General features: G+C 62.2%; 21 protein-coding genes. 9 read left to right on the forward strand and 12 right to left on the reverse strand.

Going from position 1 to position 26,231, the window contains the following annotated elements:
* The first annotated feature begins 66 nt into the window (after positions 1-66).
* The 3 genes from K8U03_02230 (at position 67) to K8U03_02240 (ending at position 4,186) form a co-directional block, all read left to right on the forward strand.
* Positions 67-1,932, forward strand: a complete 1,866-nt coding sequence (locus tag K8U03_02230) for a redoxin domain-containing protein (protein ID MCE9603700.1) — start codon at positions 67-69, stop codon at positions 1,930-1,932.
* A 261-nt stretch (positions 1,933-2,193) separates the two neighbouring features.
* Positions 2,194-2,526, forward strand: coding sequence for a hypothetical protein (locus tag K8U03_02235; protein ID MCE9603701.1), 333 nt, complete (start codon positions 2,194-2,196; stop codon positions 2,524-2,526).
* A gap of 142 nt (positions 2,527-2,668) precedes the next feature.
* Positions 2,669-4,186 carry a sulfatase gene (locus K8U03_02240; protein MCE9603702.1) on the forward strand — a complete coding sequence of 506 codons (1,518 nt, stop codon included), beginning with the start codon at positions 2,669-2,671 and terminating at the stop codon, positions 4,184-4,186.
* A 52-nt stretch (positions 4,187-4,238) separates the two neighbouring features.
* Here the strand turns inward: K8U03_02240 and K8U03_02245 are convergent, their stop codons facing one another.
* Together K8U03_02245 and K8U03_02250 are read right to left on the reverse strand one after the other, a co-directional pair.
* On the reverse strand, positions 4,239-4,583 hold the full coding sequence (locus K8U03_02245; protein ID MCE9603703.1) for a hypothetical protein: 345 nt from the start codon (positions 4,581-4,583) through the stop codon (positions 4,239-4,241).
* A 22-nt stretch (positions 4,584-4,605) separates the two neighbouring features.
* Positions 4,606-5,673 carry a class I fructose-bisphosphate aldolase gene (locus K8U03_02250; GenBank protein MCE9603704.1) on the reverse strand — a complete coding sequence of 356 codons (1,068 nt, stop codon included), beginning with the start codon at positions 5,671-5,673 and terminating at the stop codon, positions 4,606-4,608.
* Positions 5,674-5,809: 136 nt separating this feature from the next.
* Between K8U03_02250 and K8U03_02255 the strand changes: the two genes are divergently transcribed.
* On the forward strand, positions 5,810-7,081 hold the full coding sequence (locus tag K8U03_02255) for a hypothetical protein (GenBank protein ID MCE9603705.1): 1,272 nt from the start codon (positions 5,810-5,812) through the stop codon (positions 7,079-7,081).
* Between the two features lie 36 nt (positions 7,082-7,117).
* On the opposite strand, the gene chrA is transcribed toward K8U03_02255, so the two are convergent.
* Entirely contained in the window at positions 7,118-8,521 is a 1,404-nt protein-coding gene (gene chrA / locus K8U03_02260; protein ID MCE9603706.1) for a chromate efflux transporter, read from the reverse strand.
* A gap of 246 nt (positions 8,522-8,767) precedes the next feature.
* Between chrA and K8U03_02265 the strand changes: the two genes are divergently transcribed.
* The gene (locus K8U03_02265) at positions 8,768-10,030 is read left to right on the forward strand and encodes a PDZ domain-containing protein (GenBank protein ID MCE9603707.1); all 1,263 of its coding nucleotides are present in this window, start codon (positions 8,768-8,770) and stop codon (positions 10,028-10,030) included.
* A gap of 73 nt (positions 10,031-10,103) precedes the next feature.
* Here the strand turns inward: K8U03_02265 and K8U03_02270 are convergent, their stop codons facing one another.
* Both K8U03_02270 and K8U03_02275 read right to left on the reverse strand, forming a co-directional pair.
* Positions 10,104-11,057: a D-glycerate dehydrogenase gene (locus tag K8U03_02270; protein ID MCE9603708.1), complete on the reverse strand. Its 954-nt coding sequence runs from the start codon at positions 11,055-11,057 to the stop codon at positions 10,104-10,106.
* Positions 11,054-12,517 carry a PQQ-binding-like beta-propeller repeat protein gene (locus K8U03_02275; GenBank protein ID MCE9603709.1) on the reverse strand — a complete coding sequence of 488 codons (1,464 nt, stop codon included), beginning with the start codon at positions 12,515-12,517 and terminating at the stop codon, positions 11,054-11,056. Before K8U03_02275 ends, K8U03_02270 begins: the two co-directional genes overlap by 4 nt.
* 277 nt (positions 12,518-12,794) lie before the next feature.
* On the opposite strand from K8U03_02275, the gene K8U03_02280 reads away from it, so the two are divergent.
* Positions 12,795-13,226, forward strand: coding sequence for an OsmC family protein (locus K8U03_02280; GenBank protein MCE9603710.1), 432 nt, complete (start codon positions 12,795-12,797; stop codon positions 13,224-13,226).
* Here K8U03_02280 and K8U03_02285 read toward each other — a convergent pair.
* The 3 genes from K8U03_02285 to K8U03_02295 form a co-directional block, all read right to left on the reverse strand.
* On the reverse strand, positions 13,198-13,704 hold the full coding sequence (locus K8U03_02285) for a gamma-glutamylcyclotransferase (GenBank protein MCE9603711.1): 507 nt from the start codon (positions 13,702-13,704) through the stop codon (positions 13,198-13,200). The genes K8U03_02280 and K8U03_02285 overlap by 29 nt on opposite strands.
* Before the next feature lie 20 nt (positions 13,705-13,724).
* Entirely contained in the window at positions 13,725-14,534 is an 810-nt protein-coding gene (locus tag K8U03_02290; protein MCE9603712.1) for a transglutaminase family protein, read from the reverse strand.
* Positions 14,535-14,676: 142 nt separating this feature from the next.
* A complete protein-coding gene (locus K8U03_02295) occupies positions 14,677-15,384 on the reverse strand; it encodes a DUF1361 domain-containing protein (GenBank protein ID MCE9603713.1) in 708 nt (235 codons plus the stop codon).
* Positions 15,385-15,576: 192 nt separating this feature from the next.
* Between K8U03_02295 and K8U03_02300 the strand changes: the two genes are divergently transcribed.
* From K8U03_02300 to K8U03_02310, 3 genes are all read left to right on the forward strand, one after another.
* On the forward strand, positions 15,577-17,568 hold the full coding sequence (locus K8U03_02300) for a DUF1592 domain-containing protein (GenBank protein MCE9603714.1): 1,992 nt from the start codon (positions 15,577-15,579) through the stop codon (positions 17,566-17,568).
* Positions 17,569-17,758: 190 nt separating this feature from the next.
* Entirely contained in the window at positions 17,759-19,255 is a 1,497-nt protein-coding gene (locus K8U03_02305; protein MCE9603715.1) for a DUF1552 domain-containing protein, read from the forward strand.
* Positions 19,256-19,305: 50 nt separating this feature from the next.
* Positions 19,306-20,217 carry a hypothetical protein gene (locus K8U03_02310; protein ID MCE9603716.1) on the forward strand — a complete coding sequence of 304 codons (912 nt, stop codon included), beginning with the start codon at positions 19,306-19,308 and terminating at the stop codon, positions 20,215-20,217.
* Between the two features lie 135 nt (positions 20,218-20,352).
* Here K8U03_02310 and K8U03_02315 read toward each other — a convergent pair whose 3' ends face one another.
* The 4 genes from K8U03_02315 to crcB all read right to left on the reverse strand — a co-directional run bounded on the left by K8U03_02315 (position 20,353) and on the right by crcB (position 25,953).
* Positions 20,353-21,456, reverse strand: coding sequence for a formylglycine-generating enzyme family protein (locus tag K8U03_02315; GenBank protein MCE9603717.1), 1,104 nt, complete (start codon positions 21,454-21,456; stop codon positions 20,353-20,355).
* Positions 21,449-22,768 (reverse strand): DUF1552 domain-containing protein, encoded by a 1,320-nt coding sequence (locus tag K8U03_02320; GenBank protein ID MCE9603718.1) that lies wholly within the window; start codon positions 22,766-22,768, stop codon positions 21,449-21,451. Before K8U03_02320 ends, K8U03_02315 begins: the two co-directional genes overlap by 8 nt.
* Before the next feature lie 75 nt (positions 22,769-22,843).
* On the reverse strand, positions 22,844-25,423 hold the full coding sequence (locus tag K8U03_02325) for a DUF1592 domain-containing protein (protein ID MCE9603719.1): 2,580 nt from the start codon (positions 25,421-25,423) through the stop codon (positions 22,844-22,846).
* A 146-nt stretch (positions 25,424-25,569) separates the two neighbouring features.
* A complete protein-coding gene (gene crcB / locus K8U03_02330; protein ID MCE9603720.1) occupies positions 25,570-25,953 on the reverse strand; it encodes a fluoride efflux transporter CrcB in 384 nt (127 codons plus the stop codon).
* Positions 25,954-26,231: the final 278 nt, after the last annotated feature.

Consider the following 26,231-nt stretch of genomic DNA (forward strand, 5'->3'; position numbering starts at 1 on the left):
TGTGCGGATCGCGGGCTAGATTTGAGATAGGAATCTCTCTCGACCTCTCGCGCTCTTGCCGCCCGCATGTTCCGCTCCGCGACGCACTTTCGTTGGCTCGTAACCTTCTCGGCGATGCTGCTTGCGCACACGCACGCAAGCTCGTCGCTACTGAGTGCGGAGTTGGTTGCGGTAGCCGCACAGATCGAGCTTCGCGACACCAACGGGCAATTGCAAAAGTTCGAGGTCGGCGACGGGAAGCGATGGTTGGTCGTCGTGTTTCTCGGGGTCGAGTGTCCGCTGTCGAAGTTGTATGCCGAGCGGCTGAACGAGCTTGCAGCGGAGTTCGAGCCGCGCGGTGCGCGGTTTCTTGCGGTCGATTCCAATCCGCAAGATAGCCCGGCCGATCTGCGCGCGTTCGTGCGCACGCATTCACTCCGTATCCCGTTAGTGAAGGATTCGGCGCAGCGCGTTGCCGATCGCTTCGGCGCGGTCCGTAATCCGGAGGTGATCGTCGTCGACTCGCCAGGCGCGGTGCGCTATCGCGGCCGGATCGACGACCAATACCAAGTCGGCGTGCATCGTGGTGCGGCCATGTCGGGCGAGTTGCGCAGTGCGCTGGAAGAACTAGTGGCCGGCCGCAGCGTATCCGTGCCGGAGACGAAGAGCGTCGGCTGTTTGATCACGCGCCACGAGCCCGACCAAGCACGCGTCGAGGTGACGTACGCCGACCGGATCGCGCCGCTGTTGCATGCGAAGTGCGTTCGCTGTCATCGCCCGGGCGAAGCGGCGCCGATGTCGCTCGTCGACTACGACGAGGTCGTCGGTTGGGCTGCGATGATCGACGAAGTCGTGGCCGAGGATCGCATGCCGCCGTGGCACGCGGAGCGCGGCGTCGGGCACTTCGCGAACGACGCGAGCTTGACCTCCGAAGAGAAGCAACTGTTGCGACAATGGCTCGCCGCCGGTTGCCCGAAAGGGGATCTTCGCCGGCTCGCGCCGTTGCCGCCGCACGGGGTCGAGGGCTGGTCGATCGGTCGGCCCGATGCGGTCGTTGCGATTCCGCAACCGTTCACGATCCCCGCGACCGGCACGATCGAGTACCAATACTTCGACGTCGATCCGGGCTTCGCGGAAGATCGTTGGGTCGCGGCGGCCGAAGTCCGGCCGAGCAATCGCGCGGTCGTGCATCATTGCAACGTGTTCTTGCGTCCGCCCGGTTCGAGCGACGTCGTCGAACAAGGTTCGCTCGGGTCTTATTGCCTGACGGCGATGGCTGCGGGAACTCCGGCGATGCGCCTGCCCGACGGGATGGCGAAACGCATTCCGGCCGGTTGGCATTTGTTGTTCGTCGTGCATTACACGGCCGTCGGGAGCGAGCAGTTCGATCGGACGAGCCTCGGTTTGAAGTTCCTCGACCCGCGCGAAGTGACGCGCGAAGCGGCGACCCGGCTGATGGTCGACGAGCAGCTTTGCCTTCCGCCGCACACGGCCGATCATCGGGTCGAGCACACGGCCTTGATCGAGCGCGACATGCTCCTCTTGGCGATGTTTCCGCACATGCACTTGCGCGGAAAATCGTTTCGCTACGAGGCGACGTATCCGGACGGCAGCATGGAGACGCTGTTGAACGTGCCGCGATGGGACTTCCAATGGCAGCATCGCTACGAGCTCGCCGAGCCGAAGCGCTTGCCGGCCGGCACGACGCTCCGCTGCATCGCACACTACGACAACTCGTCCGCGAACTCGGCGAACCCCGATCCCGGCGCGACGGTGCGCACCGGTCCGCTGAGCGAAGATGAGATGTTCAACGGCTACTACGATCTTGCGCTTGCCGAAGCGGAGTATCCGACCGCGAGGAAAAACCGGCTGCATTTCGTAACAGTCGGGCTGGTGATTGCGCTGGTGACATTGCGGCGAAACCGCAAGCGAAGCGTGGCTGACGACGCTTAACGCCGAGCACTGTCGTCCGACCGATGAATCGTGTCGCTGAAATGACTGCGCCGCGCAACGATCGTAGGCTTTCGCCGACGTGATTCCGCGGGGAGTTCCGTGGCGTTTTCTCGCGGAATCGCGGGCTTTTCGTCTCGTTCGCCGATTCCGTTTCCCGTTCGGCACGCTACCTGCAAAGGTTCTGTTTCGTTCGACCGCCGACGACGCTCACGGAGCGCTCGCGGGAGCGGAAGACCGGATCGCAAGTTGCAGGAGCTTGTCATGAAACGCATCGTGTTGGGATTGACGTTGTTGTCTTCCTTCGTCGTCGGAGTTCGTCCGGCAGCCGCGCAAGATTATTACCAAGGGGGCTATCCCGTCGGCTATCCGGTTCAACAACAGCAAGGGAATCCGATCTTGAAGAAAGTCTTGATCGGCGGCGCGATCTTCGGCGTCGGCTATCTGGCCGGACGTCTAACCGCTCCGCAGCCGAACTACGGCTACGGCAACTATCCGCCGGTCGGCAATCAGTATCCGCCGAACTTCGGCAACCACGGCCATCACGGCCCACACCACCACGGCGCACCGCAACAAGCGTTCAATCGCCGCTGGTAAGCCGAACGGCGTTTCGATCGCGGCGGCCCTAGAACGTTGTGGAGTGCCGCGCGGCGAAAGCTTATGATGCTGCGAAATCGGCCGCGCTTCGGCCTCGTCGTTCCGACGATGAGAAGTGCGGCCCATCCATGCGGCAGCGACCATGCAACTCAGCAGACTCGTCTCTCTAAGCACGTTCGCCCTCGTGGTAACGAACGTGCTTTTTCTTGCGCCTCGAACCGAAGCCGCCGACGATAAGCCGTCCGGCAAGCGGTCGCCGAACTTCATCATCATCAACATCGATGATCTCGGCTATGCCGACATCGGCCCGTTCGGCGGCAAGGTGCCGACGCCGCATCTCGACCGGATGGCGCGCGAGGGGCTGAAGTTGACCTCGCACTATGCCGCGCCGGTCTGTTCCCCTTCGCGGGCGTCGCTGATGACCGGCTGCTATCCGAAGCGCGTGCTGCCGACGCCGCACGTGCTATTCCCCGTCGCGGCCGTCGGACTGAATCCCGACGAGGTGACGATCGCCGAAGTGCTGAAGAGCGCCGGCTACGACACGGCCTGCATCGGCAAGTGGCATCTCGGCGACCAACCGGAATTTCTGCCGACGCGGCAAGGGTTCGATAGCTACTTCGGCATCCCTTACTCGAACGATATGGGGCTCGCCGCGGAAGGCTCGAAGAGCAACCTCGGCGCGCCGCTGCCGAAAGAGCAGCCGAATGCAAAGACTAATGCCGCGAAAAATACGACCGTCGACGAGACCGGCCTGCGCGGCGACGCCCAGCCGCCGCTGCCGCTATTAGAAAACGAAAAGGTCTTCGCGCGCGTGAGGGCCGCCGAACAAGCGACGTTCACCGGTCGATACACCGAGCGAGCCGTGAAGTTCATAGGTGAGCATCGCGACCGGCCGTTCTTTTTGTATCTGCCGCACGGCGCGATTCACTTCCCGTTCTATCCTGCGCCGGAGTTCGTCGGCCGATCAAAAACAGAGCAGTCGAAATCGACGTTGCACGGCGATTGGATCATGGAGATCGACGCGAGCGTCGGCCGAGTGCTCGATGCGGTTCGCGAAGCCGGCTTGGAAGAGAACACGCTCGTCGTCTTCACGAGCGACAACGGCGGCCCGCAAGCGTCGAGCAACGTGCCGCTGCGCGGCAGCAAAGGCTCGACGCTCGAAGGAGGCATGCGGGTCTGCACGATCGCGTGGTGGCCGAAGCGGATCGCACCCGGCACGAGCAGCGCAGCGATCACGTCGATGATGGATCTGCTGCCGACGTTCGCGGCGCTGGCTGGAACGAAGCCGGCCGCGGAGCGGAAGATCGACGGCGTTGATATTCGCAGCGTGTTGCTGGGGCCGGCGGAAGCCGGCGCGAAGTCGGGCCGCGACGTGTTTCACTACTTCCGCGGACTCACGCTCGAAGCGGTGCGGCGCGGGCCGTGGAAACTGCACCTCGCGAAGCAGGAACTCTATCATCTCGGCGACGACATCGGCGAAGCGAAGAACGTGGCGAGCGCGCAGCCGGAGATCGTGAAGCAACTCAGCGAGTTGGCCGCTGCGATGGACGCCGACCTCGGCGCGACCGGCCTGGGACCGGGCGTGCGCCCGCTCGGACGTGTGACGAACCCTCTGCCGCTGATCGACCACGACGGGAAAATTCGGTCGGGGTTCGAATGAGTCGGGTATCTAGCAATCGTATTAGCCGGCGAATCCCGTCGATCTAGCCAAGTTATTTGCGGAATCTTTGTGCAACTCGTACTACCAGTTGAAATGCGAAGTAGTAAACCAAGAAGCAAAAAGGCCACCCCAGCAGTAACAAGCCGACGATGACGAGCCACTCACTTTTAAGAAGTAATAAAAGTACTTCGAATGTGCCGGCGAGAGGCACCATCAGCACGCCAAAGATTCCGAACAGCCCGAGCATCGCGGCGACCGGATGGAAGGAAACCTTCGGATCATACTTCGAACTTACCGCCGCCGCGTATCCTTTGTAACTGCAATAAAACAGCGACAGTACGAGGAAAACCAACCATTCGAGCGGACCGAATAAGACCATGTCGTCATGGAGCGGCATAAATATGCTATGGAAGTAAGAGTTACGCGATCGTCACTTCCTCGCTTAGGTAAACGTCTTGAATCGCGTGGAGAAGTTTTACTCCTTCTTCGCGCGGGCGTTGAAACGCTTTGCGGCCGGAGATCAGGCCCATGCCGCCGGCGCGTTTGTTGACGACGGCCGTAGCGACCGCTTCGGCGAAGTCGTTCTTCCCTGACGCGCCGCCGCTATTGATCAGGCCTGCTCGGCCCATGTAGCAGTTCGCGACTTGGTAGCGGCAGAGATCGATCGGGTGGTCGCTCGTCAACTCGGTATAGATCTTTTCATCGAGCTTGCCGTAGGCGGAGTTGCCGGTGTTGAGGGCTTTGAAGCCGCCGTTGTTTTCCGGCAGCTTCTGCTTAATGATGTCGGCTTGGATCGTGCAACCGAGATGATTCGCTTGGCCGGTCAGGTCGGCGGCGACGTGGAAATCTTTCTCCTTCGTCTTGAAGGCGTCGTTGCGCATGTAGCACCAGAGCACGGTCGCTAGGCCGAGCTCGTGGGCCATTGCAAAGGCTTGGCTTACTTCCACGATCTGCCGTCCGCTTTCGGCCGAGCCGAAGTAGATGGTCGCGCCGATCGCCGCGGCACCCATGTCGGCCGCTTCGCGAATCGTGCCGAACATGATTTGGTCGAACTTGTTCGGGAAGGTCAGCAGTTCGTTGTGGTTGATCTTCACGAGAAACGGAATCTTATGCGCGTACTTGCGCGCCGTGAAGCCGAGGACGCCGAACGTCGACGCCACGGCATTGCAGCCGCCGTCGATCGCGAGTCGGACGATATTCTCCGGGTCGAAGTAATCCGGGTTGCGCGCGAAGCTCGCGCCGGCCGAATGCTCGACTCCTTGATCGACCGGCAAGATCGAAAGATAGCCGGTGCCGCCGAGTCGGCCGTGCGCGAAGATCCGTTCGAGATTCACCAGCACGCGGTTGCTGCGATCGGACGGCGCGAAGACCCGATCGACGAAGTCATGGCCCGGCAGGTGCAGCCGTGCTTTGTCGATCTTGGGCTTGTCGAATCCGAGCAGGTGTTCCGCTTTGTCGCCGAGTGTTTGTGCGATGCCGGACGTCATGGCTTGGTTCTCCCGATGTCGAAATCGAATCCGAACGGCGCGGCCTAGTTGCGTAGGTGTCGACAGTCTACCCGACTGTTAAGATATGCGACACATATTCGGCACCGATAGCGACGGGAAAAAGAGGAGCAGTGATATGCCGCACGATCTGTTTTCGCGCCGAGATTTTCTCGCCGGCACGGCTGCCTTCGCCGCGGCGTCGCTCGATCTCGGCGCGGTTGCCTCTGCCGCGCGGGGCGCGGAGCCGCAGAAGCCGCTGCGCGTGGCCGCGATCAACTCGGTGTATTATTTCAAGTCGCATGCCTATCACATCGAGGGCCGGATTCTCGACGGCTACAGTCGCGAAGGGGTGCATCATCAACCGCAACTAAAGCTCGCGCGGATCTTCAACGACCAGTATCCCGACAACGACTTGAGCCGCGAGCTGTGCCGGACGCGCGGGATCGAGTTATCTAAGACGATTGCCGAAGCGCTCGGCGGCCCGGGCAAGCTCGATGTCGACGCCGTCTTGCTCATCTGCGAGCACGGCGACTATCCGCAGAACGAGCTTGGGCAACTGCTCTATCCGCGCTATGAGATGTTCGAGCAAATCGTCGACGTGTTTCGCAAGTCGGGCCGGAGCGTGCCCGTGTTTATCGACAAACATTTGTCGTTCGATCATCGCCTAGCGGCGAAGATGGTGGCGGCTTCTCGCGAGCTGAAGTTTCCGTTGATGGCCGGCTCGTCGCTGCCGGTCACTTGGCGCCGGCCTGAGCTCGAACCGGCGCTCGAGACGCCGTTTCGCGAAGGGTTGAGCATCTTCGGATTCGATCCGAAGCGGGTCGAGATTTATCTCTTTCACGCACTCGAAGCGCTGCAATGCATGTGGGAGCGGCGGCGCGGAGGCGAGACCGGGATCGCGAAGGTGCGCTGCTTCCAAGGGCCGGAAGTTTGGAAAGCGGGCGACGAGGGAGTCTGGTCGTGGAAGCTGCTCGAGGCGGCCTTGGCGCGCTGCCCGAGTCGGAACGTCGGGCCGGTGAAGGAGAACGTGAAGGACCCGTCGGCGTTGGTGATCGACTATCGCGACGGCACCCGCGCGACGGTGTTGAACCTCATGGAGCAAGTCTCCGATCTCGCATTCGCGGCGACGGTCGCAGGGCAAGCCGATCCGCTGAGCACTTGGTTCGTGCTCCCCGCGCCGCCGGGAGCGAAGTTCTTCGACCCGCTCACTTGGAACATCGAGCGGTTCTTCGCGACGGGAAAGCCGCCGTATCCGATCGAGCGAACGTTGCTCACCAGCACCGCGCTCGACCTCGGCCTGCAATCGTTACACGCCGGCGGCAAGACGATCGAAAGCGCAGCGCTGGATATACGCTACGCACCGCCGGCCGATAGCGGCTTCTTCCGCGGTCGGTATACGGATGCATGAACGGTGCCGCGAGTGGCATCTCAGTAGACGAAAACATCAGTGCCAAGCCGGCGGCACGAAGTAGTAGGCCGCAACTCCGAGCAACCCGCAGACAGCGAGCGTCGTCGCGAGGCCGCGCTTCCAGTAGAAGGTCATCAGCATCGCCAAGACCGCGATCGCGGCGATGGCGGCATGCAGCGAGCCGAAGTCCGGCAAGAGAAAGCGCGTGCCGTAGAAGCGCGTCGTCGAGACGGAGCCGAAGAGTGTGTGCAACGAGAACCACACGGCAAGGTTCAGAATCACGCCGACCACGGCGGCCGTGATCGTCGACAGGGCCGCGCTCAAGTTCTTGTTGCCGCGGAGTCGCTCGATGTAAGGTGCGCCGAGAAAGATCCAATAGAAGCAGGGCACGAAGGTGACCCAGGTCGTGAGGACGGCGCCGATGATGCCGGCCGTCAACGGAGCGAATGGTTCCGGATGCCTGTAAGCTCCTAAGAACCCGACGAACTCGACGACGATAATCAGCGGCCCGGGAGTGGTCTCCGCCATCCCGAGGCCGTCGAGCATCTCGCCGGGGCGGAGCCAACGGAAGTGCTCGACCGCTTGCTGCGCGACGTACGCCAATACGGAGTATGCACCGCCGAACGTGACCATCGCCGCTTGACTGAAGAACGTCGCTTCATGGTAGAAGACGGAACTCGGCCCGAGCAGCAAGCGCACGGCGACGATCGGTCCGAACCAGAGGGGAAGGCAGATGCCGGAAACGAAGGCCGCGCGGCGCCATGTCGGTGCGGGCACGATCGCGCGATCGGCGATGCGCGCCGGCCCCTGCGAATCGCCGGGGCTCTGCTTGCCGTGTCCTGAGATGACATGAAAGCGGTCGGGTGCGATCCGTCCGCCGAGATAACCGACGATTCCCGCCGCGATGATCACGAGCGGAAACGGAATCTCGAAGAAGAAGATGGCGATGAACGAAAGGGCCGCGATCGCGACCATCGTGCCGTTCTTAAGCACACGCTTGCCGATTCTCAGCACCGCCTCGACGACGATCGCCATGACGGCCGGCTTCAAACCAAAGAACAGAGCTTGCACCAACGGCGTTTGCTGAAAGGTCGCATAGACGATGCTGAGCAGCATAATCGCGAGAAAGCCGGGCAAGATGAAGAGCGTGCCGGCCAGCAATCCGCCGGCCGTGCGATGCATGAGCCAGCCGATGTACGTCGCCAGTTGCTGCGCCTCGGGCCCCGGAAGAAGCATGCAGTAGTTGAGCGCATGCAGAAAACGTTCTTCGCTGATCCACTTCTTCTCGTCGACGAGAATGCGATGCATCACCGCGATCTGCCCGGCCGGTCCGCCGAAGCTCAGCGCGGCAACGCGACACCACGTCGGCAGCGCTTCACGGAGGGAAACCGCTTGCGGTGGGCGCGCTTCGGCCGGTTCCACTTCGATGTCGTTCGTCAAAGAAGCATCCTTCCATCTAGGAGCGCGCTCATGCAGGTGTTCTGATATTCGTCGTGCCGACGAACCAAGCGCGTCGGCGCGATCAGGAATTTATCGGCGCGGTCGATCATGATTCGGGGGGCGAGTTCGTTATGTGGGTAATCCATAGATATCCGCCCGAATTATGCACAAATGTGGTTTTAGGTACATCTCTTGCTCCGTGCGACCTTCCGGTTCGACATTCATTTCATTCAGGAGGTTCACGTCATGTCATTCTTGTTTTCATCGAAACGATCGCGCAGTTTCGCAACGCTAGCAGGCGGCGCGTTGATTGCTTTCGGTTCGGTTTCGTTCGCACAAGTCGTAGAAGATAAGGCGCCGCTACCATCGGCCAAGGTCAAGGAAAGCGACACGGTGAAGGAGACGGTTCCTACGAACCCAGCTCCCACGACAGCGACTCAGAACGCCGCGAACCAAGCGACGAATGCCGCGCAAAACGCCGCCGCGAACGCGAAGGCCGCGGCCGACAACGCAGCCCAGGCAACCGGTCAAGCCGCCGATCGAGCTGCCGATCGCGCGAACAACGCCGCCGGCCGAGCCACGGGTCGAGCCGGCGCTGCGGCGAACAATGCCGCAGGCCGCGCCGCGAACACTGCCGATCGTGCCGCCGATCGCGCGAACAGTGCAGCTAACAATGCCGCTGACCGTGCGAACAACGCCGCCACGCAAGGCACGCGCACGTACTCGAACGCCCCGAACGGCGGCGCCGCCGCTCGCGTCAATGCCGGTGTAAACGCCGGTGTGAACGACGCCGCTGCGAACCCGAACTTCGGTCGGATCGCCACGCAGATCGGATTGAACTGGGCTGCCAATTCGGCCAACGCGCTGACCTTGTCGACGATCGCGCAGAATAGCGTCTTCACCAACGCCGGGTTCTTGCCGGGAGATCAATTCGTGTCGTTCGGCGGCACGCCTATCTCGTCGCAAGCTTCGTTCTATCAAAACCTAGGTTCGGTGCAGGCAGGTCAAAGGGTGCCGGTAGTCGTGCTCCGCAACGGTCAACAACAAACGTTGTACTGGACCCCGGATCAACGCTTCGTGCAGATGCAGCCGACGTTCCGAGAAGTTTCTTACGTCGATGTTCAACCGGCTGCCGTAGGCGGCAACACGCTCGGGATTCGCTTGGATGAAAGCGTGACCGATGCGGCGGTCGTGGCGACCGTGGCCGCCGGAAGTCCGGCCGCGAATGCCGGTGTGCGGCAAGGAGATCAGATCGTCGCGTTGAACGACCAAGAGGTCCATAGCCCGGCACAGTTCGAGTCGGCCGCAGCGCAGTTGCCGGTGAACAGTGCCGCACGAATCTCGGTGGCCCGCACGCTGGATCTACAAATCTCGCCGGTGCAACGAACGAGCGCCGTCGTACCGCAGGGCGGCCCGAGCAACGTGCAGCCGGCCGCTCCGATCGGCGTCGTCGATCCGGCGCGGCCGGTCGGTCCCGTCGGTCCGGTTCGCCGCTTTCGTGCGCGGTAAGGCGGTCATGAAGCAAAGGTGACGAAAGGGCGGAGCGCTTTATGTGCTCCGCCCTTTTCGTTACGCGAAGAACCTAAGCGCGGACTTCATGCACGAGCGGCTTACCCGCAAGTCCGGCGCGAAGATTGTCGACGGAAAGTTCGGCCATGCGACGGCGGGTTTCGAGCGTTGCGCTGCCGAGATGCGGCACGATCGTGACGTTGTCGAGCGCGAGCAACGGATGGCCGCGCGGCAGCGGTTCGGGGTCGGTGACGTCGAGGCCCGCTCCGGCGATGCGGTTCTCCGTGAGCGCTTCTGTCAGCGCGTCGGTATCGACGACCGGTCCGCGAGCGATGTTGATGAGCATCGCGGTCGGCTTCATTTGCGCGAAGGTGCTGCGGTTCATCAGGCCGCGCGTCTCGGCGGTCAGCGGACAGCAGAGCATCACGTAGTCGCTCGTTGCGAGGAGTCGGTCGAGGGTCGCGTACTGAACGCCGAGCGCTGTTTCCACGTCCGGTCGACGAGTCCGGTTGTGATACTGCACCTGCATGTCGAACCCGCGAGCGCGCTGGGCAACTTGCGCGCCGATGCGTCCCATGCCGACGATGCCGAGCGTCGAGGAATGGACTTCGCGGCCGAGCATGTAGCCGGGATCGTAGCGCGTAAACTCCGCCGACCGCGCGTAGCGATCGCCGACGACGATCCGCCGCGCCGCGGCCAAGAGGAGCGCGAAGCCCATGTCGGCCGTGGCGCCGTCGAGAATGCCGGGCGTGTTGCCGACCGGAATCTTCCGCTCGGCCGCGGCGCGAAGATCGATATGATCGACGCCGACGCCGTAGTTGCTCACGACGCGCGCGTTGGGGAAACGATCGAGCAACGCACCGTCGACGCGCGGGTGGCCGTACGTGTAGACGGCTGCGATGTCGTGGCGGACGACCGTGTCGTCGGCGAGCCAGGGCATCCACTCGACTTCACCGGCAAGCATTTCGAGAATGATCGGCGCGAGCGGGCCATCGGCCATCACGCGGGGAAGGCCGGCGCTACTCATGGCGATGTCTTAGCTCCCAAGCAATACACGGCTTGTTCGGTGCGGATGTAGATGCGATCGTCGGCGATCACCGGTGAGGCGACGGTCCGTTCGGCGAAATCATGCGTGCTGAGGATGTCCCATTTGCCGCCGGCTGCGAGTACGTTCAAGCTGCCGCGTTCGCTCAGCAGGTAAACTTTTCCGTCGCCGGCGATCGGCGAGGCCATGTAGTTGCCCGCGCCGGGCAAGCGGCCGGTTTTCAGCAGCTTACCGTTCGCGGCATCGAGGGTCGTAAGAATGCCGCCGTCTTTCACGAGGTAAACCACTTTGCGATACACGAGCGGACTCGGCACGTACGGCAATCCTTTTTGATACTGCCAAACGACTTCCATCTTCTTCACATCGGCCGAAGGTTCGCTCGCGCTCGTCGTCGGGCGGAAGACTTGGATCGAGTTCTTCGCGAGCTCGAACACGCGGGCATATTTTTTCCACTCCCCTTCATCGAGGCCGCGGTCTTGATTCAAGTCGATCCGGAAGAAGCGATCGAGCACTTCGGGATTGCTGACTTCGTCGCGCGCGAGTCGACCGTCGGCGTTCTTGTCCCATTGCTTCGTCGCCGATTCCCACGACTCCATGCCGATCCGCGCGTCGGTGTCGCCGCCGGGAGACCAAGTGGCGACGTACAGCATCTCGCCGTCGATCGCCGGTGTCGTGTTCACGATGCGGGCCATACCGTCCATCGACCAAAGTTGCCGACCGGTTTCGACATCGTACGCCACGAGTTGCAGCGCACCGGCGACGATCAATTGCCGTCGGCCGCCGAGCGTCCAGACGACGGGTGTCGCGTAGCTGCGCGTGAAGCCTTCGCGCGCGGTCTTCCAAATCGTGTCGCCCGTGGCGGGATCGACCGCCAAGAGGAAGCTGTCGCGATCGTGGTCTTCGTTGAGGATGAGCTTGCCGTCGACGAGGATCGGCGAGCTGCCCGAGCCGAACTCATCTTGAAACGGCCCCATCGGCTTCGACCATAAGAGCTTGCCGTCGAGGTCGTAGCAGAGCAGACCGTAGCTGCCGAAGAACGTGAAGACGCGGCGACCATCGCAAGCGGCCGTCGCTGCGGCAGGGCTGCCGGTCGGATGAAAGGTTTCGAGCTCGCGCGCCGGCGCGACTTGTCGCCAGCGCGGCTTGCCCGTGCGACGATCGAGCGCCACGGTCGCAAGCTCTTTATTCTCGAACGTCGTGAGAAAGATCGAGTCGCCGCAGACGCACGGCGTCGAGTGGCCCGGCGCGAGCGGTTGCCGCCAGAGAAGCGTGGAGTCGTCGAACTTCTCGACGAGCGGTTTGCTGTCGGCGGCGACTCCGGCATCGGCGCGGAAGTAAGCCGCGGGTTCGGCCGCTTGCGCGAAGCTTGCGGCAAACAGCACGATGATCCAACACGACGACCGACACGACCACGACGAAGTTGCGATACTCGGCGTTTTCATTTGCGCTGCACTCGGCGGGAAGACGGAAGGTAGGCAGAGCTTATGGTAACCCATCGGCATGGCGGCGTTAAGCTTTGAGTCTCGACGTACTGGAGCGAGCCCTGCCGATAGGGAAGTGTGCAGCAGGAGCGGCTCCGCTAGACTACGGCGAGCCGCGAACGGCAGCGTAGCTGCAGCGCGGGGCGACGTGAACTTATCAACGACGGTTTCAGCGCACGGAGCGAGAGCGGGTTCGAGCTCTCGGCCGTGCGCATCCATCTAACGGAGGACTTGGGCGATGAAGATCAAACGAAACGGCTCGGCGGTTTGGAAGGGTGGACTTAAGGACGGCAAAGGAGCTATCTCGACCGAGAGCGGCGCGCTGAGCGCTTATCCCTATGGTTTCGCCGCACGCTTCGAAGGGGTGAAGGGAACGAATCCCGAAGAGCTGCTCGGCGCGGCGCATGCGGGCTGTTTCACGATGGCCCTCTCGCTCATCTTGGGCGAAGCCAAGCTCACTGCCGACCAGATGGACACCTCGGCCCAAGTGACTTTGGAACAAGTCGAAGGGGGCTTCGCGATCACGGCCGTACATCTCACGCTCAAGGCGAAGATTCCGGGCTGCGATCAAGCCAACTTCGAAAAGCTCACCGGCATGGCGAAGGCCGGCTGTCCGGTATCGAAGTTGTTCAAGACTGAAATTACGCTCGACGCGACGTTGGTGGCCTAGGCTCGCGCGACGTTCCGGAAGCGGCGAGGGCGATGATCTCGTCGATATATGCTTCCGGCAAACCGTGTCGGCGTGCGCCGGTTGTGATTCGCAGCAAGTACTCGTCGCTCGGCCTGCCGATGTTCAACGCATCGGTAGGCCGGACGATGTACGCGACCGCCGCGAGAGTTTGGCCCGCGAGATCGGTCACTTCGATCGGCCTGCGCTCGTAGCCCTGTTCGTAAACATCGAGCTTTGCCAACTCCGCTTCGCTAGAGCGATAGACGACGCCGAGCACGCTCGAGGTTGAATCACTCGGCCCGAGCGCGAGGATATTGGCGTATGCCGGCTCGCCGGGCTTGAGATGTTGGAAGACCAAGCGATAGTGCGCCAAGCGGGCCACACGCGGAGGATGCTCGGCGCGGCCGATCGAACCGACGCGGGCGAGCATCTGATCGGTCAGAAGATTACTGCCGTAGGCGAAGTACCAGGCGTCCATAAAGACCTGCGTCGAGTACGTTACTTCACTTCTTCCGTCACGACCTTGAACGACTGAAGTTGATTGACGCCGAAGGTCGTCGTCATGGCGACATCGGCCGCATCGCGACCGCGAGCCATCAAGACGCGGCCGATGCGCGGCGTATTGTTGCGGGCATCGAAGGCGTACCATTGTCCGCCGAGGAACGCCTCGAACCAAGCGCTGAGATCCATCGGATAGGGTGCGAGAGGAACGCCGATGTCGCCGAGATAGCCCGTGCAGTAGCGGGCCGGGATGTTCAAGCAGCGGCAGAGCGTCACGGCGAGGTGCATGTAGTCGCGACAAACGCCGACGCGCTCGCGATAGGCTTCAAGCGCCGTGCGATTGGGTCGAGCGAGTTGATAGTCGAAACGAATATGCTTGTGCGCGAAGTCGCAAACCGCTTGCACGCGCGGCCAGCCGGCCGGAGTCTGCGAGAACTTGCTCCAAGCGAAGTCCTTCAATTCGCTATCGACTTCGCAATAGCGGCTCCCGAGCAGAAACGGCAGCACTTCGTAGGGCAAGTCCTGCACGTTGACTTGCGGCGCGTTCCACACCTGCAAGTCGGGGAGTCCGCTGTCTTCGACGATGGCGCTATTGCTGAAGCGAACACGGCCTGCCGGCACGACGGTGCGTCCGCAGCGATTGCCGTTGGTATCGAAAAACTGAAAGATCGGAACCGGCGGATCGACCTGGAGGTTCTCATGTTTGCGAATCGTCGGCGCTCGCAATGGATGCAGGCTCAGCATCAACATCATGGCGGTCGGTTCGGGAAACGTGAATTCGATTTCGCACCCGACTCGGATCAGCATGACTTCTCGCGATGTGTTGGATGAAAGATCCGCACGCCTCAGGCTAACACATTGCGTTGCCGCGCGGCGCAACAACGAGTCGGATTGCCGAAACAACCGTCAGCGGATTCCCGCGAGAATGTCGCACGCATAAGGGATGCCCTTACTCAGGCGGAAGCGTGCGCACCGGAATCTCCCACACCTGAACCTCTTCGCGCGACCAATGGGCCTGTCGAAGTTGCAGCACGAGATAGTAGACGGATGCCAGCAAGAGGGTGAACAGAACGGTGAAGCCGATCGGGCCCATGTGGGTTTCGTGCGTTCGGAAAGCAGTGGCGACGTCCGAGATCACCGTGCGCGGGTGCGTGATGAGGTCCCAAGTGTTGAGGCGAATGAAGCGACCGAGATAGACACCGAGCCCGCTGAGGCCGATGGCAAGCGCTGCGACGATGGTGCCCGCACGATGCGAGGTCCGTCGTGCGACGACGGTGTGAACGAGATAAAGCGAAATCGCGGCGAGGAAGAGCCCGCAGAGCGAGAACGAAGTCATCATCAACATGGCGTACCACAGTTCATCGACCCAACCGGGAAGATAACGCCAATCGGTGACGAGATACGGCGCGTTCGGAAAGAAGACGAACCAAGCGAGGAACGAAACTCGAAAGAGCCAGGGTGAGCTTGGGCGGCGTTGATGCGCCGCAACCGCCGCGAGCGCCGCGAAGTACGGCACCCAGGCGAGGAAGAGATTCAAGTGCAGGCGGGGGCCGGTCCAAGGGCCGATGAGTTGCCGCCAAGCGAGGTAGAGCGCCATCGCGACGATGCTGAGCGCCAAGAGCGGAAAAAAGAATCGCGAGCGAAGCCAGTGAGCCATTGCGATCGTCTCGTCGTAAGAATTCGCCGCTGCATCCACTTGCCGCTGCATCCACTTGCCGCGGCGCCGTCGCGCAGGTTGCGAGGCGGAAACCGGCGGACTATTCTCAAACGTTCGGGCTCTCTTGTCTACTCCGCCTGTTTTCGGCCGCCGAATGCATCACGGCCGGCATTCCACGATCGAGATTTCGCTATGCCTTGGGTTCGCCGCTACGTCGTCGTTCGTCTTTTGTGCTCAGCACTGATCGGGTTGCTCGCGGCTTGCGCGAGCGAGAGCGAAGCAGCCGAACAGGCGGCTAAGATGCCGGCCAAGCCGGTTGCCGTAAGCGTCGACGATCCCTTGGCCTATCGATCCACGGCGCTCGGGCTGTTGCAAAAGCATTGCTTCGCGTGCCACGGGCCCGACGTGCAAGAGATGGGTTTGAACTTCGCGAAGTTCGGCGACGTCGCTTCGATTCTCAACGCGCGCGAGACGTGGCGCAAAGTGCGCGAAGCACTCGAAGCCGGCGACATGCCGCCGCAACCGAAAGACTCCGGCTTCACGGCCGACGAGCGGAAGCAACTGCTCGCTTGGATTCACGACCGCGTCGAGACGATCGACCGCCGGAGCCCGATCTATCAAGATCCGGGCCCACCGCTGGTGCGGCAACTCACGCGCGCCGAATACAACAACACGCTCCGCGATCTGCTCGGCTTTCAGTTCGATGCGGCCGGCGCCGCCGGAATTCGCAGCGAAGAAATCGCCGAGGGATATGCGAACCTAGCCGGTGCGCAGGTCATCGATGAAGTGCTGCTCGACAAGTATTTCAAGGGGGCCGAAGAAGTCTTGAAGGCGCTGTTCGAGGAAGCGAATCGCCGAGTGGATCGGCAGAAGATCGTGTTCGCGCGGCCTGCCGAGGGCGTCACCGCCGTGGACGCCGCGCGCAAGGTATTGGAGCGGTTCGTGCGCCGCGCGTATCGTCGGCCGGTCGCAGCGGGCGAGATCGAGCGGCTGTTGTCGATCGTCGATCGAGCGCTGATCGCCGGGGATGAGTACGACGCTGCGATCCGCAAGGCGCTCAAGCCGGTTCTCGTCTCGCCGCACTTCCTGTTTCGCTTAGAGCGAGATCAAGGGGCCGCAGGTTCGCACGAAGCGTATCCGGTGACCGATCACGAACTCGCGGTGCGGCTCTCTTATTTCTTGTGGGCCTCGATGCCGGATGAAGCCCTCTCGGCCTTGGCTGACGCTGGAACTTTGAACAAGCCCGAGGTGCTCGACGCCGAGGTGAAGCGGATGCTGGCCGATCCGAAAGCCGTGGCGCTGACGGAACATTTCGGCATGCAATGGCTGCACATCAACGACCTGCGCCGCGCGCTGCCGAGCCGCAACAGCTTCCCGGCGTTTACGCAAACGCTCAAGCAAGCGATGGAGCAGGAGATGCGCGTGTTCTTCGACACGCTACGGAGCGAAGATCGGAGCATCTTAGACTTGCTCGATTCCGACTACACCTACGTCAACGAAGAGCTGGCGAAACATTACGTCCTTGCCGGCGTCACCGGCCCGAAGATGCAACTGGTGAAGCTCCGGCCGAGCGATCATCGAGGCGGGCTCTTGGGCATGGGAGGCGTGTTGGCGATGACGTCGCACACCGACCGCACGAAGCCGACGGCCCGCGGAAAGTGGGTCTTGGAGGTCGTGCTCGGCACTCCGCCATCGCCGCCGCCGGCGAACGTGAGCAACTTCAAGCCGGCGGTGAAGGGGAAGCCCGAGCCGAAAAACTTTCGCGACAAGCTCGCCGCGCATGCCGCCGATGCGACCTGCGCCGCGTGTCATAAGAAGATCGATCCGCTCGGCTTCGCGCTGGAGAACTACGACGCGATCGGCATGTGGCGCGACCAAGTCGGCGGCGCGCCGGTCGACAATGCCGGTCAGCTTACCGGCGGCGCGGAATTCCGCGGCGTCGACGGATTGAAGAAGATTTTGCGCACGCGGCAAAGTCAGTTCGTCCGCAATTTCGTAGTGCAACTCATGGTGTATGCACTCGGGCGAAACAGCGAATACCACGACGAGCTTGCCATCGCCGAACTGAGCGAAACCTTAGAGCGGGAAAAGTACCGTTTTTCCGCTCTCGTGCGGGGGATCGTCGGCAGCCGGCAGTTTCAATATCGGCAAAATTCGGATGGCGCGGCCGCGGCCGGCAAGTAAGCGGTTCGTAACTGGTTCGTAATCGCGGCGAAAGCTCTTCCCAGGGGCGGGAATTGGGAATAATGTAAGAGCTTCCCGCCTGTTTCGTCCGATAGGACGGCAAGGGGTCGTGAGCGACCCGCCTGCCTCGGCTTTGCCTACCCGCAGTTGCCTACCTTAAGTTCGGCCCGCCTCTCTGCTGGAGTTCTGCATGTCTCGATCCGATTCCGGACTCTCGCGTCGAACTTTTTTGCGCGGGGCCGGAGCGTGCGTGGCGTTGCCGTATTTGGAATCGCTCGCCGGTGCGGCAGCGGGCGCGAAGCCGGGCTCGACGAAAGCCGCGAAGCCGCCGCTGCGGATGGGCATCTTCACGGTCACCGGCGGGACGGTGCGCGAGTCGTGGGTGCCGACGGAAACCGGCGCGCTCGCCAAGCTCCCTTCGATTCTCCGCGCGCTCGAGCCGCATAAGAGCGAACTGCTCGTCCTCTCGAACCTCTCGCAGTCGGGCCGTTCGGAAGGGTTGAACGCACATCAACATTGCGCCTATATGCACCTTACCGGTGCCGACAAGGTGAGCTCGATTCACGGCAAGCCGACGACGAGCGTCGTGACCGCGGACAAGCAAACGCGCGTCGCCGAGTCGATCGACCAGCGGGCCGCGCGCTTGATGAAAGACAAAGCGCTGCTCTCGTCGATGGAGATCGGCTACACCGAAGGAGAGACGCAGTATTCCTACCGCGCCAACGGCAGCAGCGTGCCGTTTGAGAAAGACCCGCGGCAAGTCTTCGAGCGGATGTTCAAAGGGCGGACGCCGGTCGCGCCGAATTGGGCGCGCCGTATGGCGGCTCTCGAGCAGCCGAAGTCGAGCGTGAAGGCCGCCGATTCGTACGACAAGCAAGTCGTCGACTTAGTGTTGGACGACGCTCGCCGCTTGAACAAGAACCTCGGCGCCGCCGACAAGCACAAGCTCGGCGACTACCTCGCCGCGATCGACTCGATCGAGCAGCGAATCGCGCACATCCAAAACCGGATCGCACTCGAAGCGCTCGACATTCCGGATCCGGGCCCGTCGCGCGTGGAGATCCCGCAAGGGATGCCGGCTGATGCGAAAGCCGCGAATCGTTTGATTCAGTTGGTCGGCCGCAACCCGGCTGTCCACGGCGAATACATCAAGATGATGGGCGACTTGATGGTCTTGGCGTTCCAGACCGATACGACCCGCGTCTGCACGGTCGGCGCGGGAAGCGACGGCGCATTGTTCCCCGGCGTCGTCACGGTCGGCTACGAATACCACATGCACACGCTCGAGCATCAAGGCAACGCGTCGCGCGTCGAAGACGCCGATCCGGTGAGCCGCGAGGGTTGCCGACAAGTCCATGCGTGGTACACGGAGTTGTTCGCGCATGTCGTCGAGAAGATGCGCAACATCGACGAAGGAGGCTCGAGCCTGCTGGATAATTCGATGCTGCTCTACACGTCGTACATGGCCGACGGCGGACACGGCACCAAGGACTATCCGGTGCTGCTCGCGGGCCGCGCAGGGGGAGCCTTGCGAACCGGTCGGCATATCCAATATCAGAAGGAAACGCCGGTCGCGAACTTGTACGCCGAGATGCTGGCCCGCATGGGGGACACGAGCGGCGAGTTCGGCAACAGCAAGACCTCGACGAAGATGGCTTACGACGGCCTCTTGCCGGATCTGGTTTAAGACCGCGCGGCGTTCTCTTCTTCGCGACCCGATTCAAGATCGATACGAGCATGGCGGACGCGACTCCACTTTCCGGCCCGGTGTTTACGGCGGTCGGTGAAAACGGCTTGCGCATCTTTTCGCGCGATGGGCGCACGTGGGACCATTCGCAAAGCGGCCGCGAGGGAGAAGTGTTTTCGACGGCCTGTTTCGGCGGCGGCAAGTGCGTCGTCGGCGGGCGCTTCGGCGGTGAGAACATCTTCGCGGCGTCCACCGACGGTGCCCAGTGGCAGCCGGCGAAGCACAACGCGCAGTACGCCAACTACATCTCGTGCCTCGTCTACTTTCGCAACAAGTTCATCGCCAGCGGCGCCAACTTCGTGATCCCGTCGGACGATGGCATCACCTGGTTGAAGGAACACAAGATCGCGGAGTACAAGGTTTCCTACGGCCTCGGCGGCGTGCTGCGCCGGTTCGCGATCGGCGAAGTCGAGAAAGGGGAGACCGTGATCGTCGGCGTCGGCGACTTCGCGCGGTGCTCCGTCTCGCGCGACGGGCTCGAATGGAAGAACGCTCCGAATCCGAAAGCGGTCAATACGCTGATCGACGTCGCTTACGGCAACGGCTGCTTCGTCGGCGGCGGCATGCACGGCTTGCGGATGCGCAGCGTCGACGGGCTCGCGTGGACCGACCGAGTCGTCGGCGAAGAAGGGGAGCATCTCAACGCCGTCGTTTGGGACGGGAAACAGTTTGTCGGGATCGGCCAAGGGGCGACCTACTTCTCGCCCGACGGCCTTGCGTGGAAACGGGTGCCGAATACGAACGCTCCGACCACGGCGGCTTTCGGCGGCGGCGTTTACGTCGGTGCGTTGTGGCCGGGCCGGATCATGCGCTCGACCGACGCCGTGCGGTGGGAAGAAGTCGTGCGCCTGTCGGACCATGTGCTCGCGCTGGCGTTCGGCTCGCTCGGTCCGTCCAAGTAGCAGGCACGTTCCACGTGCCGTCCGCCACACCGGATGTCGAAGCGCCGAAACGGATCGAGCTGCTCGCCGAGAGTGTGGCGCGGTGCGGCATGCGCTGCCATGAAGCAAGCGGCTACGGCACGTGGAACGTGCCTGCTACTTTGGCGTGCCGGCTACTTCGCGCACGACGCGGAAGCCGGTGTAGCTGAACGCGTCGCCGGCTTCGGCGAACGAGCGGGTCGCCGAGCGGCAACTGATCGGGCTCACGTACCACGAGCCGCCGCGCACGCTGCGCCAATCGCCGTACTGATGCTGCGGCGTCGTGTCCGGTCCTTGCGGATCGACGACGAAGACCGGCTGCTTCATGCGCCGCAGCTCTTGCAAGTCTTTTTGTCGCGCCGCGTAGAGCCGATCTTGATACCGGTCGCGGCACCATTCCCAAACGTTGCCGTGCGTGTCGTAGAGCCCGAAGGGGTTAGGTTTGAACTTGCCGACGGGGGCCGTGAACGTGACGCCGTCCCCTTCTTCGGGCTTAAGGCGATCGGCCCTTTGGCGAGCGACGATGCCGGGGACTTCCTTTTCGAGAGCGCCGTCGCCGAGGTTGCCGTGGGCGTAGAGTAGGTTCGGGTCGTCGCCGCAGGAGTAGACGGTCGTCGTGCCGCCGCGGCAAGCGTATTCCCATTCCGCTTCGGTCGGCAGCCGATAGGATGCTCCTTCGCTCTTCGAGAGCCAAGCGCAAAACGCGTTCGCGTCGTTCCAACTCACGCAGACGACCGGATGCTCGTCGGTTTGCTCGAAGCCGGGGTTCTTCCACGACGCTTGCGGGTCGAGCGCGAAGCGATCGGGCTCGAGCTTCGCTTGCGGATGCAGCGTGAACGCTCCGCGGCCCGTTCGTTCGGCATCGGTCTTGTAGCCGGTCGCCGTGACGAATGCGCGGAACCGGCCGACCGTGACTTCGTGCGCGGCGATCGCGAACGGCTTCGTCAGCCGCGTCGGCAGAGCAGGGCGGTCGTCTTCGAAACCTTGGCCGACTTGAATGCTCGTCGGATGATTCAGGCTGACCTTGTTGTAGCTCTCTTCTCCCATCACGAAATCGGCGGCGGGTAGCTCGACGAGTTGCATGCCGAGGGAGTTGACGCTGGTCGGCAGGGGAACTTTCGGCGATGGTTCTGCGGCGGCCGCGAAACCGCAAGCGAATAACGATGCGACATAGATGCTTAAGCACTGCTTGAGGAATCGCAACAACACTTTCTTACGCACCGATCAGCTCCTTGATCGGGCCGGTGCTGTCTTGGAACTGCCCGACGACGGGAACTTGGATCCGATCGAGCATCGTGTGCCACACGGAAGCGAGCGGCGCGTTCTTCAACTTCAAATGTCCTTGATGCGTCATTCCTAGGCCTCGCCCGCCGGAGACGATCGTCGGAAGCTGGTCTTTGCTGTGGCCCATTCCCATGCCGCTCGAAAGACCGAGTACGGTGTGGTCGAGCAACGTGCCGTCTCCTTCCTTCACCGATTTCAGTCGGTTCAAGAAGTAGGCCCAATGCTGCATGTAGATCGTGTCGACCTTGGCGAGCTCTTCGAGGTTTTGCGGATCGTTGCCGTGGTGCGTCAACGAGTGATAATCTTTCGAGACGCCGAACTCGGGATACACGCCGCCGGCGAGCTCCTTGCGCACGACGTACGACACGATGCGCGACGAATCCGTTTGAAACGCGAGCGCGATCAGGTCGTACATGAGCTTGGCGTAGTCGTCGTAGAGGAAGTCGCCGTTTCCTTCCGGCTTGATCGATTTGCCGAAGTCGCCCATGCCGGCGGTGTCGGGAGCCGGCTTCGATTTATCCGACCAGGAGATGCGCCGTTCGAGTTGCTTCTCCAATTCGCGGATCGAGTTGAAGTATTGTTCGAGCTGTTGCTTATCGGCCGAGCCGACGCGCAAGTTCAACTGCTTCGCGTCTTCTTGCACGAGATCTAAGATGCTGCCGCGACGACGGAACTCGTGCTTGCGCTGTTCGTGTTCGGCGGCGTTGTCGGGCCGGAACAAGCGATTGAACAACACGTGCGGATCGTTTTCCGCGGCCAAGGGAACTCCTTGCTCGTTCCACGAAATCGTCGCCAGCGCTTGGCTGCCGAAGGCGGTGCCGCGTTCGACCGAGAGTTGCAACGAGGCGTAGCGGGTATCGCGTCCGATCGCCGCCGCGGCGACCTGATCCGGCGAGACTCGCTGTTTCTCCCCTTTGGCGATCGCGGTCGAGAAGGGATACGCACCGTCGTGACCGCCTCCTTTGCCGAGCATCGTCCCGGAGAGGATCGTGAATTCGTTTCGCAACGACTCCAGCGGCTTCAAGATGCGAGTCATCTTGTAGTCGCGCCCGAAGTCTTCCGGGAAGAGTTGCCAGGTGTTCATGCCGGTGCCGAAGTAGAACATCCCCATGCGGGCCGGCGTGTTCGGCATCGCCGAGGCCAATACGCCCGACGGCATCATCGCTTCGAGATAGGGCAAGCCGAGCATCGCTCCTGCACCGCGCAAGAAAGCTTTTCGAGACATGCGGAACGGTTTGGCTGCTGACATATGCGGGCGACTCCTGAAAGGAGAGATATCCGTCGGTCGTTGTTTCTTCGAGGCCGTAATTCTTGAAGCCGGGTGTTATTTCTTGAGAAACGCATCGCTCGTCGCGATCGCTTTCATGAGGCTGCGCAGCGTGTAGTCGGCCGCCGCCATTTTCGTCGTCAGGGCGTCGATCGTCGGGCGATCGGCCGCTTCGATCGGTCGGCCGAGGGCGTAGGTCGCCAGCTTTTCGGCGAGCCCTTGCGCGAAGCGGTCCTTCTGCTCGACGAGCAATTGCTTGAACCGTTCGGGTCCGTCGAAGTCTTTGCCGTTCGGCAGCCGGCCGCTCGCGTCGATCGCGGGAACATTGCGGTCGCGGAATCCTTCGCCGTTTTGCTTCGTGCGCCAAGCGCCGACGGCGTCGTAGTTTTCCAAGGCGAGGCCGTACGGGTCGATCGTGCGATGGCACGAGGCGCAGCTTTCGATCTGCTGATGTTGCAGCAGTCGCTCGCGCACCGTGAGGTTCTTTCCTTGGATGTTCGGCTCGATCTCGCCGACGTTCGGCGGCGGCGGATCGGGGGGATCGTTGAACAAGACTTCGCGCACATACACGCCGCGCCGAACCGGCTTCGTGCGGGTGCCGTCGGAGCCGCGGAGCATCACGCCCGCCTGACCGAGCAAGCCGCCGCGATGCAGTTCGGCCGGCAGCTTCACGCGCCGAAACTCCTCACCCTTTACGTTTTCAATGCCGTAAAACTTCGCGAGCCGATCGTTGACGATCGTCCAGTCGGAGTCGAGAAAGTTCAGCGTGCTTAAGTCGTGGTGGAGGATTTCTTCGAAGAATCTCAACGTTTCCTGCACCATCGCGCGGCCGAGTTTCGCATCGTAGTTCGGATACAGGCGCGGGTCGGGAGTGAAGTTGCAATACTCATCGGTTCGGAGCCATTGCGTGGCGAAGCCCTCGACCAAGGCCCGCGATTTCGGATCGGCCAGCAGCCGATCGACTTGCGCTTCCAACACGGCTGGGCTTTTCAATTTCCCACGCTGCGCGAGATCGAACAGCGTACGGTCGGGCATGCTCGACCAGAGGAAATACGACAGCCGCGACGCGATTTCATAGTCGGTTAGGTTGCGCGGTTTTTCGTCGGCCGGTTCGACGAGATAGAGAAACTTCGGCGACGTCAGCACGGCGATCAAGCCCGCCCGCACGGCATCTTCATAGCGCATGCCCGCGTCGAGCTCTTGCTGAATCAGCTTCACGATCGGCTCGACTTCCTCCGGGCGAATCGGCCGGCGCCAAGCGCGCGGCATGAACTGCTCGAACATCGCGCGGGCATACGCGAGGTCGCGCGGCGCATCTTCGGCTTTGAAAAAGAGTGCCTTGTGGCTTTTCGGAGGCCATTGCTCGTAGATCGGTCCTTCGAGCTCGATCCAATCGAGGTAGAGCTTCGGCAGCTTCGAGCGATCGAGCACGTCGGGGTTCGGGCGACCCCCCGAGATCAAACCTTCGGCGGACATACGCCCGCGCAAGCGCAGGAGCTCGGCTTGTTCGTTCTTTTTACCGGCTTCGTCGATCGCCTTTTCCATCTGCCCGTAAGCATGGTTGTAGATGAACAACCGCGTGCCGTTGAGCATCGAAACCTGGAGCTCGTTGCCGCCGGGTTCGAGTAGCGGCGCAAGAATCTCGAACGTCTGCGGTTGCTCGGGCGGCGCCGTCACGTCGGTCTCGAGCAACACTTCGTCGCCGCGGACCAAGCGAATCCGAATCGGCTCTTTGCGGTCGCCCGGAAAGGCCGCCGCGCGCAAGCGAATGGCGTACATCCCTTTCGTCGGGATCATCGTGCGCGTCTTCGGGTAAATGAACTCGCCGAACGAGCGGGCGCCGCCGTCGATCAGGGCGGCATCGTGTTCGCGGCAAGCGAAACTAGCGCTGGCACAGAGGTAGTTGATCGCTCCGTTCTTCGCCGTGTCTTCGAACTCGAAACGCTTCTTATGCGTTGCCACGGTCGGCGGACCATCGACGATCGCCTGACCTGCGATGCGGGCGGCGACCTCGAAGTATTTTTCCAAGAGCGAAGGATCGAGCATCAGCGCGGCACCGACTTTATCGAAGCCTTCGGCCGTGCCGTCGGGCGGGAGAAACTCCAACGGACTTTCGCCCGGCAGGAAGTTCAGATCGAGCAAGTCGCGGATCGTGTTGGCGTATTCGGTGCGGTTCATGCGCCGCAGCACGACGCGGCCTCCATGCGACAACGATTGCCGCGCGGCATGCCTTAGCTCCGCCGCCAGCCACACCGCGACGGCCCGCGATTGATGCGCCTCGGGACGGGGCTCCTTCTCCGGCGGCATCTCGCCGACGTTGATTCGGTCCATCACTTCGATCCAATGCCGGGCCGATTCCGAGGCGCCGAAGTTCACGGCCAGCGTGTCGAGCCGGAGCTTCCCTTCTTGCTTCTCCGGGCCGTGACAACGAAGGCAGTGTTGCGCCAGGTACGGACGGATGAGCGTTTCCAAGCTCGCGGCATCGTGCAGCGTCGGTGCCTGTGTCGGAGTCGCAGTCGACGCCGACTTCGGCTCGGCCGGTGCTTCGGCCGCGGGAATCGACGGCGAGAAGGTCGTCGCCGCAGCGATCGCGAGGCCGATGCAACCGATGTAGCCGAGAGTTTGAATTCGAGTCATCACAGGGAATCGAGCGGCGGGAAAAGCGACCGAAGGTCGAAGGAGGGAAGCGTGTGCGGTGGAACTATTTTAACAGCCCACGGCGGCTTCGGCTCTAGCGCCGAGTGTATTTACTTCGTGGCGCAGGCCGGCGGAAAACCGTGAATTCAAGCCGCTTTGGCGGGAACCAGGATGAATCCGAGTCCCATCACGGCGAGGCCGACGATCACGCTGAGCGCGACGTAGCAGCCCGCGACGGCCCATTCGTTGCGCCGCAACAGAAACATCGTTTCCAGGCCGAAAGCGGAGAAGGTGGTGAAGCCGCCGGCGACTCCGGTGAACAAGAGTAGTCGCGATTCCGGCGAAATCACTTCGTGCTTCTCACTCAGCGCGGCCAGAACGCCGACCACGAAACAGCCGACGACGTTGACGATAAACGTCGCCAACGGAAAACGCCAATCGACGGTGTGGTGCAACACGAGGCCCGACAGCTTGTAGCGCGCTACCGAACCGAGCGCTCCACCGAGGGCAACCAAGATGGTCGAGTACATCAAGCTCTCGCTGTTGATCGTGAAGGCGCGGCGGCATTGCCGGCAGAGAAGAAACAGCAGGCAAAGATTACGCACAACGGACAGTAGGATTATCCCTCAAGGTCGCTCCTGCGGCGAGGGTTCGTTCGCGTACGATTGCGCTGATTCTAATAATCGGCTTCTCTAGATACCCCCGATAAGCCATGTAACGGACGCTACTACCCTTTCGTCTGTTACGGCAGAAGCGACCCGTAATCGCAGCATTGCCGGCACGATACGCACAACCGCGCGCAGGATGC

The organism is Planctomycetia bacterium (assembly GCA_021413845.1).
Taxonomy (GTDB): domain Bacteria; phylum Planctomycetota; class Planctomycetia; order Pirellulales; family PNKZ01; genus PNKZ01.

Coding starts and splice junctions, on each gene's coding strand:
- K8U03_02325 (MCE9603719.1), bottom strand. CDS start 25,423: ATGACTCGAATTCAAACTCTCGGCTACATCGGTTGCATCGGCCTCGCG.
- K8U03_02255 (MCE9603705.1), top strand. CDS start 5,810: ATGCCGCACGATCTGTTTTCGCGCCGAGATTTTCTCGCCGGCACGGCT.
- K8U03_02295 (MCE9603713.1), bottom strand. CDS start 15,384: ATGGCTCACTGGCTTCGCTCGCGATTCTTTTTTCCGCTCTTGGCGCTC.
- K8U03_02240 (MCE9603702.1), top strand. CDS start 2,669: ATGCAACTCAGCAGACTCGTCTCTCTAAGCACGTTCGCCCTCGTGGTA.
- K8U03_02235 (MCE9603701.1), top strand. CDS start 2,194: ATGAAACGCATCGTGTTGGGATTGACGTTGTTGTCTTCCTTCGTCGTC.
- K8U03_02290 (MCE9603712.1), bottom strand. CDS start 14,534: ATGCTGATCCGAGTCGGGTGCGAAATCGAATTCACGTTTCCCGAACCG.
- K8U03_02275 (MCE9603709.1), bottom strand. CDS start 12,517: ATGAAAACGCCGAGTATCGCAACTTCGTCGTGGTCGTGTCGGTCGTCG.
- K8U03_02285 (MCE9603711.1), bottom strand. CDS start 13,704: ATGGACGCCTGGTACTTCGCCTACGGCAGTAATCTTCTGACCGATCAG.
- K8U03_02245 (MCE9603703.1), bottom strand. CDS start 4,583: ATGCCGCTCCATGACGACATGGTCTTATTCGGTCCGCTCGAATGGTTG.
- K8U03_02250 (MCE9603704.1), bottom strand. CDS start 5,673: ATGACGTCCGGCATCGCACAAACACTCGGCGACAAAGCGGAACACCTG.
- crcB (MCE9603720.1), bottom strand. CDS start 25,953: ATGTACTCGACCATCTTGGTTGCCCTCGGTGGAGCGCTCGGTTCGGTA.
- K8U03_02230 (MCE9603700.1), top strand. CDS start 67: ATGTTCCGCTCCGCGACGCACTTTCGTTGGCTCGTAACCTTCTCGGCG.
- K8U03_02265 (MCE9603707.1), top strand. CDS start 8,768: ATGTCATTCTTGTTTTCATCGAAACGATCGCGCAGTTTCGCAACGCTA.
- K8U03_02280 (MCE9603710.1), top strand. CDS start 12,795: ATGAAGATCAAACGAAACGGCTCGGCGGTTTGGAAGGGTGGACTTAAG.
- K8U03_02270 (MCE9603708.1), bottom strand. CDS start 11,057: ATGAGTAGCGCCGGCCTTCCCCGCGTGATGGCCGATGGCCCGCTCGCG.
- K8U03_02320 (MCE9603718.1), bottom strand. CDS start 22,768: ATGTCAGCAGCCAAACCGTTCCGCATGTCTCGAAAAGCTTTCTTGCGC.
- K8U03_02300 (MCE9603714.1), top strand. CDS start 15,577: ATGCCTTGGGTTCGCCGCTACGTCGTCGTTCGTCTTTTGTGCTCAGCA.
- K8U03_02305 (MCE9603715.1), top strand. CDS start 17,759: ATGTCTCGATCCGATTCCGGACTCTCGCGTCGAACTTTTTTGCGCGGG.
- K8U03_02310 (MCE9603716.1), top strand. CDS start 19,306: ATGGCGGACGCGACTCCACTTTCCGGCCCGGTGTTTACGGCGGTCGGT.